The organism is Peribacillus sp. NPDC097675, from assembly GCF_050277655.1.
Classification (GTDB): domain Bacteria; phylum Bacillota; class Bacilli; order Bacillales; family DSM-1321; genus Peribacillus.
Genome location: NZ_JBNNSK010000010.1, coordinates 12,589 through 26,573, shown reverse-complemented (window position 1 = coordinate 26,573; position 13,985 = coordinate 12,589). Strand labels below are relative to the sequence as shown.

At 42.9% G+C, this 13,985-nt stretch carries 12 protein-coding genes; 4 read left to right on the top strand and 8 right to left on the bottom strand.

The genetic code is table 11. The features are described 5' to 3' along the window. Positions 1–27 precede the first annotated feature (27 nt). From ACQKL5_RS15300 to ACQKL5_RS15290, 3 genes are all read right to left on the bottom strand, one after another. The gene (locus ACQKL5_RS15300; protein WP_427609752.1) at positions 28–879 is read right to left on the bottom strand and encodes a 3-hydroxybutyryl-CoA dehydrogenase; all 852 of its coding nucleotides are present in this window, start codon (positions 877–879) and stop codon (positions 28–30) included. A gap of 28 nt (positions 880–907) precedes the next feature. After that, positions 908–2,101, bottom strand: a complete 1,194-nt coding sequence (locus tag ACQKL5_RS15295) for an acetyl-CoA C-acetyltransferase (RefSeq protein ID WP_427609751.1) — start codon at positions 2,099–2,101, stop codon at positions 908–910. A 195-nt stretch (positions 2,102–2,296) separates the two neighbouring features. Next, a complete protein-coding gene (locus tag ACQKL5_RS15290) occupies positions 2,297–4,426 on the bottom strand; it encodes a heterodisulfide reductase-related iron-sulfur binding cluster (protein WP_427609895.1) in 2,130 nt (709 codons plus the stop codon). A 310-nt stretch (positions 4,427–4,736) separates the two neighbouring features. On the opposite strand from ACQKL5_RS15290, the gene cls reads away from it, so the two are divergent. Both cls and uvsE read left to right on the top strand, forming a co-directional pair. Further along, on the top strand, positions 4,737–5,939 hold the full coding sequence (gene cls, locus ACQKL5_RS15285) for a cardiolipin synthase (RefSeq protein WP_427609750.1): 1,203 nt from the start codon (positions 4,737–4,739) through the stop codon (positions 5,937–5,939). A gap of 26 nt (positions 5,940–5,965) precedes the next feature. Then, complete coding sequence (uvsE, locus tag ACQKL5_RS15280) at positions 5,966–6,922, top strand: UV DNA damage repair endonuclease UvsE (RefSeq protein WP_427609749.1); 957 nt, start codon at positions 5,966–5,968, stop codon at positions 6,920–6,922. 35 nt (positions 6,923–6,957) lie between these two features. Here uvsE and argS read toward each other — a convergent pair whose 3' ends face one another. Both argS and ACQKL5_RS15270 read right to left on the bottom strand, forming a co-directional pair. Next, the gene (gene argS / locus ACQKL5_RS15275; RefSeq protein ID WP_427609748.1) at positions 6,958–8,628 is read right to left on the bottom strand and encodes an arginine--tRNA ligase; all 1,671 of its coding nucleotides are present in this window, start codon (positions 8,626–8,628) and stop codon (positions 6,958–6,960) included. A gap of 3 nt (positions 8,629–8,631) precedes the next feature. Then, entirely contained in the window at positions 8,632–9,072 is a 441-nt protein-coding gene (locus tag ACQKL5_RS15270; RefSeq protein WP_427609747.1) for a DUF1934 domain-containing protein, read from the bottom strand. A gap of 110 nt (positions 9,073–9,182) precedes the next feature. Between ACQKL5_RS15270 and ACQKL5_RS15265 the strand changes: the two genes are divergently transcribed. After that, on the top strand, positions 9,183–9,311 hold the full coding sequence (locus ACQKL5_RS15265; RefSeq protein WP_427609746.1) for a hypothetical protein: 129 nt from the start codon (positions 9,183–9,185) through the stop codon (positions 9,309–9,311). A gap of 2 nt (positions 9,312–9,313) precedes the next feature. On the opposite strand, the gene speB is transcribed toward ACQKL5_RS15265, so the two are convergent. Both speB and speE read right to left on the bottom strand, forming a co-directional pair. Next, on the bottom strand, positions 9,314–10,192 hold the full coding sequence (gene speB / locus ACQKL5_RS15260; RefSeq protein ID WP_427609745.1) for an agmatinase: 879 nt from the start codon (positions 10,190–10,192) through the stop codon (positions 9,314–9,316). Between the two features lie 12 nt (positions 10,193–10,204). Next, entirely contained in the window at positions 10,205–11,032 is an 828-nt protein-coding gene (speE, locus tag ACQKL5_RS15255; RefSeq protein WP_427609744.1) for a spermidine synthase, read from the bottom strand. A gap of 199 nt (positions 11,033–11,231) precedes the next feature. Between speE and ACQKL5_RS15250 the strand changes: the two genes are divergently transcribed. Continuing rightward, positions 11,232–13,298: a transglycosylase domain-containing protein gene (locus ACQKL5_RS15250; protein WP_427609743.1), complete on the top strand. Its 2,067-nt coding sequence runs from the start codon at positions 11,232–11,234 to the stop codon at positions 13,296–13,298. Positions 13,299–13,446: 148 nt separating this feature from the next. Here ACQKL5_RS15250 and ACQKL5_RS15245 read toward each other — a convergent pair whose 3' ends face one another. Beyond that, positions 13,447–13,956 carry a YwhD family protein gene (locus ACQKL5_RS15245; RefSeq protein ID WP_427609742.1) on the bottom strand — a complete coding sequence of 170 codons (510 nt, stop codon included), beginning with the start codon at positions 13,954–13,956 and terminating at the stop codon, positions 13,447–13,449. Between the last annotated feature and the right edge of the window lie 29 nt (positions 13,957–13,985).

Genomic DNA, 13,985 nt, shown 5'->3' with positions numbered 1-13,985 from the left:
CCTCCTAGATGCCTTTGCTCTATTGAACTAGCTATACTCATAAAACCCACGTCCTGATTTCTTACCAAGCCAACCTGCTTTTACATACTTCCTCAATAATGGACATGGACGGTATTTATCGTCGCCGAGCCCCTCATGAAGGGTTTCCATTATGTATAAACATGTATCCAGACCAATGAAGTCCGCCAGTGTGAGCGGTCCCATGGGATGGTTCATGCCCAACTTCATTACGTCATCAATTGATTCTTTGGTAGCAACACCCTCGTAAAGGGTATAGACAGCCTCATTGATCATTGGCATCAGTATCCGATTCGCAACGAATCCCGGGAAATCGTTCACTTCGACCGGGACCTTGCTTAAGGATTTTGCCATCTCTTCGATTTCTTCATACACTTCGTCAGCTGTTGCAAGTCCACGGATAATCTCGACTAACTTCATGACCGGAACCGGATTCATAAAATGCATCCCGATTACTTTTTCCGGTCTTTTTGTCGCAGCGGCTATTTCCGTAATCGGAAGTGATGAAGTATTCGTCGCAAGTATTACATGTTTCGGAACGATTTCATCCAATTCTGCAAATAGCTTCGTTTTGATTTCCATATTTTCAATGGCCGCTTCAATGACCAAATCTACATCTTTTGCATTGTTCAGGTTCGTCGAACAAGTCAACCGGGATAACGTTGCCTCTTTATCCTCAGCAGCCATTTTCCCTTTTTCAACTTGTCGGGAAAGATTCTTCGTTATCGTCCCTAATCCCTTTTCTACGTATTCTTCTTTCAAATCATGTAATAGAACATCATATCCGCTCATTGCGCATACTTGGGCAATGCCAGATCCCATTTGTCCTGCACCAATGACCATCACCTTTTGAATGTCCATGAAAACCCCTCCTTCGTAATCTAGCTCTTTAGTTTTCCTGCTTTGGCACCTCTATTAAAATGGCATCTCCCTGACCTCCGCCACTACAGATCGCCGCAATGCCCAATCCGCCGCCGCGACGTCTCAGTTCATGCATAAGCGTTATGATAATGCGGGCACCACTAGCCCCGATTGGATGTCCCAATGCTACGGCACCACCATTGACATTGACCTTTTCCGGATTGACATTGGCAATTTTCCCACTAGCTAGAGCCACAGCAGCAAAGGCCTCATTGATTTCAAACAAATCTATGTCTTCTATTGATTTACCTGTCTTTTTTAAGATTTCATTGATGACTAAACCAGGCGTTTTGGGGAAATCCTTGGCTTCAACTGCCACTTCTGCATGACCCAAAATATAGGCAAATGGCGTCTTCCCCTCTTTTTCTGCACGCTCTTCACTCATTAAGACAAGTGCCCCTGCTCCATCGTTTACACCTGGTGCATTCCCAGCCGTAATCGTTCCTTCATTATTAAAAGCCGGACCTAATTTGGCTAGTTTCTCGGCTGATGTATCTTTTCTCGGCCCTTCATCGTGCTCAATCATCATGGGCTCGCCTTTTCTTACCGGGGCCTCTACGGCAATGATTTCTTCAGCAAGAATTCCAGCTCCGATTGCCTTGATGGCTTTTTGGTGACTTTCATAGGCCCAGCTATCCTGCTCATCACGAGTAAGCTCTAGTTCCTCGGCCGTGCTGTTTCCATACGTCCCCATATGCACGCCTGTAAAGCTACAGCTAAGCCCATCCGAGATCATTGTATCCTTCAGCTGACCATCTCCCATCCGAAGTCCCCACCTTGCTTTTGGGAGGATGTAGGGAGCGTTACTCATCGATTCCATCCCTCCGGCAACGATGATGTCTTCCTCTCCTAAACGAATAATTTGATCAGCCAATGTCACGCTTCTAAGACCTGAAGCACACACTTTATTTATTGTTTCGGTTTTCACTTCCCAAGGTAATCCAGCGTTGCGAGCTGCTTGGCGAGAAGGAATTTGGCCTTGCCCTGCTTGAAGCACGTTCCCCATTATGACCTCGCCAACCTTGCTTCCATCAATCCCTGCCCGTTGAACTGCTTCTTTGATGGCTATTCCACCAAGTTGTGAAGCAGTCAAGCTGCTAAGACCTCCGCCGAACTTACCAAAAGGTGTTCTCACACCGCTAATAATCACTGTTTTCGTCATGATTCATATCCTCCTCGGGTAAATTGATTGAACGCTCGCTCGATGCCATGGTAAATTTTTTTGAAAGCGCTTTAAACTTATTTTACATAATTTTTACAAAAATATAAATATTTAGTTTATCTAAATGAAAATTGCCTGCTTCTAGTGAATATATTTCATATATTCATTTAATAGAAGCAGGCAATTTAATTTAACTTAAGAAGCTACTGGCTTATTGTCGCCAATAACCGCCTTCTCGAGTAATTCAGCTACATCGTACGTTTTTACGTTTTCTTCCACTTCTTTTGCCTTCGTCCCGTCCGACAACATCGTCAAGCAGTATGGGCAACCTGAGCTAATAACAGTTGGGTTTACCGCTAGAGCTTGTTCCGTACGGGAAACGTTAATGCGGTTACCCGTTTCCTCTTCCATCCACATCAAGCCGCCCCCAGCTCCACAGCACATTCCTTTCTCACGGTTACGTTCCATCTCGACAAGTTTGACGCCTTCAATAGACTGCAAGATTTCACGTGGAGGGCTGTATACGTCGTTGTATCTTCCCAAATAACAGGAATCATGGAAAGTAATCGTTTCATTGACTGGATACTGCGGCACCAGCCTGCCTTCGCCGACAAGCTTGGCTAGTAGTTCAGTGTGATGGTAAACTTCCGCTTCCAGTCCAAAATCCGGATACTCATTTTTGAAAATATTATAGGCATGCGGATCAATCGTCACGATTTTTTGGATATCATTTTTCTGGAATTCCTCGATGTTTTTCATGGCCAGCTCTTGGAAAACAAATTCATTTCCAAGACGGCGAGGCGTATCGCCCGAGTTCTTCTCCTTATTTCCTAAGATGGCAAATTTGACGCCAGCTTCATTCAGTAATTTAGCAAAAGAAAGGGCGATTTTTTGGCTTCGATTATCATATGATCCCATCGAACCTACCCAGAATAAATATTCGAATTCTTCATCTGCTTTTTTCATTTCTTTGACGGTAGGGATGACAACATCTTCACGTAAACCTATCCAGTCTTCTCTTTCTTTACGGTTCAATCCCCAAGGATTTCCTTGTCGTTCAATGTTTGTCATCGCACGTTGAGCATCGGGATCCAAACGGCCTTCCGTCAGCACCAAGTAACGGCGCATATCAATGATTTTATCAACATGCTCATTCATGACCGGACATTGATCCTCGCAGTTCCGGCATGTTGTACATGCCCATAGTTCTTCTTCCGTGATGACTTCCCCAATAAGACTTGCGCTATAGGCCTCGGTTGCAGCTGCGGACTCCTGCGCGCCCTGCCCCGCACTCGCTAAAGCGATTTGGTTGCCCTTTGTATTTCCGAATACGAAAGACGGAACCCAAGGTTGCTTAGTCGTAACGGCTGCTCCTGTATTCGTTAAGTGATCGCGCATCTTGATGATGATATCCATCGGCGACAACATTTTTCCTGTACCCGTTGCCGGGCACATATTCGTACATCGACCGCACTCTACGCATGCATATAGGTCAATCATTTGATATTGCGTTAAATCTTCGATATATTTGGCGCCATAATATTGATTTCCTTCTTTATCCAAGATCTCTTCCTCTAAATCGACAGGCTTCAGCTTACCCGGGTTATCCAATCGATTCAGGAAGACATTAACGGGTCCAGCAATTAAATGAGCGTGCTTGGATTGCGGGATATAGACAAGGAACGATAATATGATGATCAAATGCAGCCACCAGGCTACGTAGAACACGACAGTCGCTGCGGTCGGCCCCATCCAGTTGAATAAAAACGCTATGCTGGATGCTACTGGTTCTGACCACGTTGCATCATGACCGTGCCAGATCATCCCCATTCCATTCCCCGTCAATACGGTAACCATGATTCCCGTAATGAAAATGACGACTAGTCCTGCTTTAAAATCTCTTTTCAATCGCACAAGCTTCTCTACATAACGACGGTATGCGGCCCACAATATCGCCACAAGGACGGTAAGCGTCACGATTTCCTGAAAGAAAGTGAACGCCGGGTACACGGGACCGAATGGCAAATGCCATCCTGGTTTTAACCCTTTAATAAAAAAGTCGATGGCTCCAAATTGAACTAAAATGAAACCATAAAATAACATGGAATGAATGATCCCACTCTTTTTATCTTTAAAAAGCTTCTTTTGCCCAAATACATACACCCCTATTTTCACCAGGCGTTCTTTCACACGATTATCGAATTCCACTTTTTTACCAAGCTTTATATAGGCCATTCGAGTTCTTATCAAATAGACAAATAATCCAGCGGCGTAAGCGGTTACAAGTAAAAATGCAATTAAGTTAATCCATAGTAGGCCATTCATTTCCATTGCATGCGTTCCCCCTTTTATAAAATTGCGAATTAAGTAAAAACGCCTCCTCCATAACTTTTAAATTATAGAATAAATGGCATTTTCTGAATTTTTATTATCTCCATTATATAATGAATGAGCATTCAGTCAACTTTTTTTTGTAAATATTGTTATTTTTCTACACTTAACAGTAAAGTTCGACAATTCCGTCAATTAACCTTCTTCATTTGGATAAAAAAATCATTTTCTCTTATTCTTTAATACATGGTTACAAACACAAGATTTGAGTCAAACTAATTTAAACCATAAAGGGGGGATCATGTTGAAAGTTGTCGTTACGTTATTTTCTATAATGATATTGATCCTCACTTGGTGTTGGATTGACTTCAAATTAGGATATAAACAGCATTTAAAGAAGGCAACGAACATTACCTTTCCACCTCGTAAAAGCAAGTTGACCGTCATTACATCAGGAAAAATTCTATTTGAAGATTTACTGAAAGAAATCGAACTGGCCCAGCATTCCATTCATATTCTTTTTTATATCGTTAAAGATGATCAATTTAGCAGAGACTTTTTAAAATTATTGCAAAGAAAGGCAGAATCGGGAGTAGAAGTGAGGCTGTTGGTCGATTTGATTGGCGGGAAAAAAATGTCCCGACAGTCCGTTCAAGAGTTAAAAAGAAGCAAGGTTCATTTTTCGTTTAGCTTTAAGATAAAGCTTCCTTTCCTGTTCTATTCCACACAAAAAAGAAATCACAGGAAAATAACCGTGATCGATGGTCGGATTGGGTATCTGGGCGGTTTTAATGTTGGTAAAGAGTATATTAATCAAGGGGAAAAGTTGAATCCTTGGCGAGATTACCATCTAAAAGTGACGGGGGAAGGCGTAAAAGACCTGCAGGAAGTGTTCCTTACTGACTGGTTTCACGATACAGGGGAAGATCTAAGGGGAGCGCCGGCCTACTTTCCCCAATTAGTTCCTGCCTTACAAACTCAAGAGTTCATCGTGACCAACGGAAGCGACCTTGAACAAACTTTAATACAGCTGATTCAAAAGGCTGATAAGGAAGTTATTATTGGTACGCCTTATTTCATCCCGAGCGAGCCATTATTCCAAGCATTAAGGGAAGCCCTTGCAAAAAATGTTTCGGTGACGGTTATCGTTCCGGATATCTCAGACCATGCTCTAGTTAAAGAGGCCTCCTTCCGCTACTTTAGAGTTTTATTAAAAGACGGGGCTTCCATTATGCAGTTTCAGAGAGGGTTCTACCATTCTAAAGTGATATTGATCGATGATACAATGTGTGATATTGGTACGGCTAACTTTGATAAACGTAGTTTATTCCTAAATAGCGAAATCAATTGTTTCATATATGACCGCAGCTGCATAGAAGATGTAAAGAGAGAATTGGCAATTGACATTGCTGAATCCAAACCATTAGCGGAAAAGACACTCTCCTCCCCTAATATCTTACGTTCAGCAAAAGAATCACTAGCTGCCATCTTCTCCCCTTTTCTTTAAAGTGGCTGGTGATGGGAGAGAAAAAAATGAAAATACGATTCGGATTCGTATCCAATGCGACCTGTCTATGGGAAGCTTCCCCTGCAAAGACTCTGACTTTCAAACGTTATAGCACGCTTGGTCAGGAAGAAGGAATGCAAAAGCTACTGGATGTTACCAAACAGAATATCGAGAATACATTAAGGGTCCTGCAATACAATACGGCCCATCAAGTCGAGCTTTACCGCTTGTCCAGTTCGATTGTACCGTTAGCGACCCACCCTGAAGTCAATTGGGATTTCGTCACGCCTTTTAAAAAGGAATGGAAACAGCTGGGAGATTGGGTATTAGCGAACAATATGCGAGTTAGCTTTCACCCGAATCAATTTACGCTTTTCACCAGCCCTAAGCCCAGTATTACGCAAAATGCCGTAAAGGATATGGAGTTTCACTATAAAATGCTTCAAGCGATGGGGATTGAAGATCAATCTTTCCTTAATATCCATATTGGCGGCGCCTATGGCGATAAAGATTCAGCGATCATCCGCTTTCATGATAACCTCAGGTCGCTACCTGAGCATGTCAAAGCAAGGATGACCCTGGAAAATGACGATAAAACCTATACAGCATCCGAGACTTTACATGTATGTAAAAAGGAATGTATTCCTTTTGTCTTTGATTATCATCATCATCTTGCCAACCTCTCCGAGGAGCCGCTTAACGAGCTGCTCACCGGTGTTTTCACCACTTGGGAACACACCAATGCGGTTCCTAAAATACATATTTCGTCCCCGAAATCTGCAAGTGAGTTTCGTTCACATGCTGATTATATTGATATTGTATTCATCATGCCGCTTCTGAAAGCACTCACAGAATTGGGGAAGGATGTTGACTTCATGATTGAAGCGAAAATGAAGGACCAGGCAATGTTGAAACTGATTGAGGATATCTCGAGGATCCGCGGGGTGAAAAGAATAAGTGGGGGATCTGTGTTCATCAAGTAAAAAAGCGGTCGTTCTAAGGGAACGACCGCTTTTTCTTACATTTTTTCCGGTGCAGAAACGCCAATTAGTGCCAGTGCATTTCTCAACGTGATTTGAACCGATTTCACTAGGGCAAGACGAGCTTTACTTCTATCCATCTTCTCGCTATCCAATACTTTGTCCGCATTGTAGAAGCTGTGGAATGTAGAAGCCAGGTCGAAGATATAATTCGTCATGCGGTGTGGCATGCGCTTTTCGGCAGCTTCCGCGATTGCCTGTGGGAATTCCCCTAATTTCTTCAACAACTCGAACTCTTTTTCCGTAGAAAGAGCGGAATAATCCGTAATGCCTTCATAGCTGATTCCTTGTTCAACACCTTGACGCAAGATGCTTGAAATACGGGCATGAGCATATTGCGAATAATAAACCGGGTTATCATTGGATTTAGAAACAGCTAAATCAAGATCGAAGTCCATATGTGTGTCCGCGCTTCTCATTGCAAAGAAATAACGTGTTGCATCGAGGCCAACCATTTCGACCAAGTCGCGCATTGTCACCGCTTTACCGGTACGTTTGCTCATTTTCATTTTCTCGCCATCTTTGAATAGATGTACAAGCTGGATAATTTCCACTTCAAGCTGCTCACGATTATAGCCTAATGCTTCAATTGCCGCTTTCATACGTGGAATATATCCATGATGATCCGCTCCCCAAATATTGATGAGAGTGTCGAATCCACGCTCCAATTTATTGCGGTGGTACGCAATATCCGGTGTCAGGTATGTGTAAGAGCCGTCCTTTTTGATAAGAACGCGGTCCTTATCATCGCCAAGTTCTGTTGAGCGGAACCAAGTTGCTCCGTCTTCTTCATAAACATGGCCTCTCTCCTTCAGAACGCTTAGCGCTTCATCGATCTTCCCATTTTGATAGAGGGACGTTTCCGAGAACCACACGTCAAAACCGACACGGAAATTTTCCAAGTCCGTTTTCAGCTTTTCCATTTCACATTTCAATCCGTACTCACGGAAGAAATCATAACGTTCTTTTTCATCGACGTTAACATACTTATCGCCATATTCCTTCGCAAGCGTTTTACCAATCCCGATAATGTCTTCACCACGGTAACCGTCTTCAGGCATCTCTTTATCCAGGCCAAGCGCTTGGAAGTAGCGTGCTTCGATTGAAATCGCCAAGTTATTAATTTGGTTACCTGCGTCATTGATATAATATTCACGGGAAACGTCATACCCTGCTTTTGATAAAACATTACATAACGTGTCACCAACGGCAGCACCACGTGCATGACCAAGGTGTAGGTCACCAGTCGGGTTCGCGGATACGAACTCAACCTGGATTTTTTCGCCTTTACCATAATCACTTTCCCCATAGGCTTCATCTGCTTTCAGAATGACTGGAACCAGTTCTGTCAAATAGGAGTTGTTCATGTAGAAGTTAATGAATCCCGGACCTGCAATTTCAATTTTTTCAATTGATGCCTTGGATAGGTCAAAGTTTTCGATAATTGCTTCCGCAATCATTTTCGGCGCCTTCTTTGCAATTTTTGTTAATTGCATCGCCATATTCGTAGAATAATCTCCGTGTGTTTTATCCTTTGGAAGTTCAAGCACCGCTTGGGGAATCTGTTCTTCCGTTGCCAAACCAGCCTTTATGACTGCAGCTTTAATTTCCTCTTTCAGTTTTCCCTGTACCTCATTTACTATATTCATGTTCTATGCTTCCTCCTTGTAGGAAATCGTCATCTCATATTGCCCGGGTTCGCTTCCCTGCATATGTAGTGTATAGCGAAGGACCAGTTTCCCTTCCTTATCCTGTTCATTCCATTCATGCTGGATCTTTTTCGTCGTCGTCAATAGCCCCAGCCTGCCATATATACTTTCATAATGTCCATTTGTCGCTTCCTGCAAGCGGAAAAGTTGTCGCATTTTAGTGGCACCATTCCTAAGCAGAATCGTTTCGTTCGGTTTATGCTTGATGGTCGTCTGCGTTTTACCGGCTTCATTTTCCTCTGCATATTGCAAATACAAATCGGACCCTTTATACATCCTTGTACCAAAAGTGACAAGCTCATACGTTTCCATTTCAGAACCATGCTTGATTTTTGTCTGCAATGTCACTTTAACATTCTGCTTATCTATATCATGAAGAGTCAAAGCTACACTTCCTTCATCATCTCGTTCTTAACTTTATAAGTATAAATATTCTTCAATGAAGTTTCAACTTGGAGCGGAAAATAAAGTTTCTTATCAAGTCTTAGTATGCAATGCATTTAGATGTAACGCAAGACCAGCTTTTAGTTGAAGAAAAGAAGGTGATGATGAATGTACAAGCTTTCGAACAGACAAAAAAAGACCATTCCCACTACTATCGCAGGAACAGCCTTCTCTTTTAAGATTACCCCTTTTGTACCCAACCAAGAATCATTTCACGAATCAGCTTGCTTGCCGTATTCGCTGTTTGCTCGGATGGATCATAAATCGGAGCGACTTCAACTAAATCACAGCCAACTACATTCACTTCTGAACGGGCTATCTCATGAATGGAAGCTAAAAGCTCTTTAGAGGTAATGCCTCCGCAATCGACAGTACCCGTTCCCGGTGCATGCGCAGGATCAAGCACATCGATGTCGATCGTCACATAAATCGGACGACCGGCTAACTGTGGCAATATTTCCTTCAGAGGCTCAAGCACTTCAAACTTAGAGATGTGCATACCATTTTCTTTGGCCCATTGAAACTCTTCCTTTAACCCAGAACGGATTCCAAATGAGTACACATTCTTCGGTCCGATGAGCTCGGCTGATTTACGGATGATGGAAGCATGGGAAAGCGGCTCTCCTTCATAGTCCTCCCGTAAATCTGTATGGGCATCCATATGGATGATGGCCATGTCGGGATACTTTTTGAACATGGCCTTAATGACAGGCCATGTGACAAGGTGTTCCCCACCCATACCCAATGGGAATTTACCGGCTTCAAGTACACCATCGACAAACTCTTCAATCATATCGATACTGCGCTGCGGATTACCGAAAGGCAACGGGATATCCCCAGCATCATAGAATTTCACTTCTTCCAATTCACGATCTAAATATGGACTGAACTCTTCCAGCCCAATAGATACTTCACGAATTCTGGTTGGGCCAAAACGGGAACCTGGACGAAAGCTAACTGTCCAATCCATTGGCATACCATAAAGCACCGCCTCGGATTCCTCGAAATCCGGATGGCTTTTAATGAATACATTACCTGAGTACGCTTCATCAAATCGCATATTCAAGCCCCCTTATTTCACTAAGTCTTGAACAAATTTAGGCAGAACGAAAGCTGCTTTATGAAGTTCTTTTGTATAATATTTTGTCTCTATTTCATGGAAACGCTCGTCTGAAACTTCAAGCGGATTATATTTTTTAGAACCGATCGTGAATGCCCATAGTCCACTTGGGTACGTTGGGATATTCGCTAAATATAGGCTTGTAATCGGGAATATTTCTTTCACATCGCGTTGTACGTCACGGATTAAGTCGGCTTTAAACCAAGGGTTATCCGATTGAGCAACGAAGATTCCATCTTCCTTCAAAGCCTTGGAGATGCCGGCATAAAAGCCTTTGGTAAATAGGTTAACCGCAGGACCCACTGGTTCGGTGGAATCCACAAGAATCACGTCAAATTCGTTTTCACTCTTCGCGATGTGCATGAATCCATCCCCTACTTGTACATCGACACGTGGATCTTCAAGCATTCCTGCAATTTCAGGTAAGTATTTCTTGGAATATTCGATAACCTTACCATCGATATCTACCAATGTAGCTTTTTTGACGCTTGGATGCTTAAGGACTTCACGGATAACGCCTCCGTCCCCACCGCCTACAACCAAAACATTCTCTGGATTAGGATGTGTAAACAAAGGAACATGGGCAACCATTTCGTGGTATACGAACTCATCGCGCTGTGAAGTCATCACCATATCATCTAACAAAAGCATATTGCCCCATTCTTCTGTTTCAATCATATCCAACTTTTGAAACTCCGTTTGTTCCGTATGTAAAGTACGATTCACTTTCATCGTAATACCAAAATTTTCTGTTTGTTTTTCAGTAAACCAAATGCTCATTTATAAACGCTTCCTTTCCTGAATCTTATAGTCAGTCACCCAATTGTTTTAACCATATTCGATATAGTCATTGGCTAGAAAAATTATAGACGAATCTACCAGAATTGCAAGATAAATATTACATTTCCAGTTCTTATGTTTAAAAATATCTTTTTTTTCCATAATAGTAATAGATTCTTTTTTAAGAGAGGTGAAAGCCATGGAACTCATTCCAAGTGAAAGATTTAAAAAGACAACCAAATATCTGCGAGCCTTCATCATTCTTGCCACTATAGGCCTCGCTATTCTCTTTGTCTTGCTTCTCTCTCTACTGATGTATGCGAAAATACTAGGTCCGCCGCCTTTGGTTGTACCCCAATCCACTCTTTATTATAGTCATGATGGAAATGTGATTGGAGAAACCGATAATGGTCAAAAGCGCTACTGGATTGGGCTCGACGCAATCTCACCCGAACTAGTCAAGGCAACAGTCGCTGTAGAGGATCGCCAATTTTATACTCATAAAGGCTTCGATATAAAACGGATTGGCGGCGCCATTCTCGCTGACATCCGTGCCATGTCCAAAGTTCAAGGGGCAAGTACGATTACCCAGCAATATGCTCGAAACCTCTTTCTTGACCATGATAAGACATGGTCGAGGAAACTCAATGAGGCATTCTATACGATACGCCTGGAAATGAACTATACAAAAAAGGAAATTCTAGAAGGCTATCTAAATACGATTTACTATGGTCATGGCGCCTATGGGGCACAAGCCGCAAGCCAATATTATTTTGGGAAAGATGCCAAGAACTTAACACTTTCCGAGGCAAGTATGCTAGCCGGAATCCCAAAAGGGCCTTCCAATTATTCTCCCTTGGACAATATGGAAAAGGCAAAATCAAGGCAAAAGGTCGTGCTTCATGCAATGGCAACAAAAGACTATATTACAGAAGCCGATACGGAAGAAGCCATCCAGGCACCACTTTCATTAAAAGGCTCACATGGCACCGTAACCAAAAAAATGGCGCCTTACTTCCAAGATGCCGTCAAACAGGCGTTAAAAACTCAACTCCACTTAGATGACCGGACCATCGAGCTCGGGGGCTTAAAGGTTTATACAACACTTGATGAAAATCAACAGCATATCGCGGAAAAGGCCCTTTCTACTGTCATACCCGAGCAGGCTGGCATTCAAGCATCATTAGTAGCGATGGATCCTAGAACAGGCGAAGTCCGTGCACTTGTCGGTGGTACAGATTACACAGCGTCGCCGTTCAACCGAGCTACACAGGCCTTACGCCAACCGGGCTCGACGATAAAACCTATTCTTTACTATTCTGCTCTTGAAAACGGGTTTACACCGTCCACTACCTTAAAAAGTGAGGCGACCACGTTTACTTTCGATGATGGTCATGCTTCCTATAAACCGCATAACTATAATTATCAATATGCGAATGGCGAAATCACGATGGCTCAAGCCATTGCGTTATCCGATAATATTTATGCCGTGAAGACACACCTGTTCCTCGGTGAACAGATCTTGGTCGATTCGGCTCATCGTTTTGGCATCACATCGAAAATGGATGCGGTCCCTTCCCTCGCGCTTGGCACATCCGGTGTGAGGCCCATCGAAATGGTGAATGCATACGGCATATTAGCTAATGGCGGTAAAAAAATAGAACCCGCTTTTATTAACAAGGTAGAAGACAGAAAAGGGGAAGTGATTTTCGAACGGAAACAGAAACCCGAACAGATTTTGGATAAAGATAAAGCATTTGTCATGACAGAGATGCTTACTGGGGTTTTTGACGACGCTCTTAATGGTTACACGAAGGTGACCGGCAGCACAATCAGTTCCCAATTAACGCGCCCCTTCGCAGGAAAGTCCGGATCTACTTCTACAGACAGCTGGATGATCGGCTATACACCCCAACTAGTTGCTGGGGTATGGACTGGCTATGATCAAGGGAAGAAGATTGAAATACCGGCTGAAAAAAGCTATGCCAAGAAGATATGGGCTTCCTATATGGAAGAAGGATTGAGTGGACAACCTCCCAAGCCTTTTAAGGAAACGGGTAATGTAGTAGGTTTACAGGTGAATCCATCCAGCGGCAAACTTGCAACAGATGCCTGCCCTGTCTCCCGATTAACTTATTATGTAAAAGGAACCGAACCTGTGGAATACTGTGAGGAGCACCTCAAGAAAAAGAAATCAAAAAGTGTTCCAAAGGAAGAAAAGCAAACTAACCCCTGGTATAAAAAGATTTTGAAACCTTGGGGATAACGAAAAAACCCGAAGCCATTAATGGCTTCGGGTTTTTTCTGTCCTAGTTCCACAGTGTCTAAACTGCTGTCTCTAAGTTTACTGATTTTATTCGCTTCCTACAAGTGATTTTTTTACTAAACTTCACATTTCATACAATAAACCACATTCACACCATCAAAGACTGTTTGAGCTTATCAGATGAACGCTCCCACATCCCTGCATCATGATTTTTCAGGAAGTCGGCAAGTATTTGTTTTGATTTGTCATCCATATCCTCGACGATGATATGGCGTTTCAACGATTTATCCATCCGGTTAACATGTTCTGGCAAAGATTTGTACCCACGTCTGATTGAACGGTCTACCGTCATCTCACAGGCAGTCACCCCTGCATAATACGGACCATTTTGCAGGGCTTCTATGGTCACCCAAACAAGCCAATATGGTTTACCATTCGGTACTTCCTCTTTTGTCTTTAAGAACTTAATCCCTTTTTCCACAGCACTTCTTGCATGCATCGCACCAATGTCGACTTCCGCTTCACCCGCATCCACATCAATGATGACCGGTGAAATATTATCGAGTGTCAAAACACCCGCTCCATAGCCGCCATGACCTTTCATCGGATCGTTTTTAATAATGTTGAAGCCTACCTTTTTCTTTGGTTGTTCTTCCATGTTAATGTCCCCCTTCATGTTTCGTCATT

Bases quoted from the DNA above. Each gene is read 5' to 3' on its own strand.
- ACQKL5_RS15300 (WP_427609752.1), bottom strand. From the start codon at position 879: ATGGACATTCAAAAGGTGATGGTCATTGGTGCAGGACAAATGGGATCT.
- ACQKL5_RS15295 (WP_427609751.1), bottom strand. From the start codon at position 2,101: ATGACGAAAACAGTGATTATTAGCGGTGTGAGAACACCTTTTGGTAAG.
- ACQKL5_RS15290 (WP_427609895.1), bottom strand. From the start codon at position 4,426: ATGAATGGCCTACTATGGATTAACTTAATTGCATTTTTACTTGTAACC.
- uvsE (WP_427609749.1), top strand. From the start codon at position 5,966: ATGAAAATACGATTCGGATTCGTATCCAATGCGACCTGTCTATGGGAA.
- argS (WP_427609748.1), bottom strand. From the start codon at position 8,628: ATGAATATAGTAAATGAGGTACAGGGAAAACTGAAAGAGGAAATTAAA.
- ACQKL5_RS15265 (WP_427609746.1), top strand. From the start codon at position 9,183: ATGCATTTAGATGTAACGCAAGACCAGCTTTTAGTTGAAGAAAAGAAG.
- speB (WP_427609745.1), bottom strand. From the start codon at position 10,192: ATGCGATTTGATGAAGCGTACTCAGGTAATGTATTCATTAAAAGCCAT.
- speE (WP_427609744.1), bottom strand. From the start codon at position 11,032: ATGAGCATTTGGTTTACTGAAAAACAAACAGAAAATTTTGGTATTACG.
- ACQKL5_RS15250 (WP_427609743.1), top strand. From the start codon at position 11,232: ATGGAACTCATTCCAAGTGAAAGATTTAAAAAGACAACCAAATATCTG.
- ACQKL5_RS15245 (WP_427609742.1), bottom strand. From the start codon at position 13,956: ATGGAAGAACAACCAAAGAAAAAGGTAGGCTTCAACATTATTAAAAAC.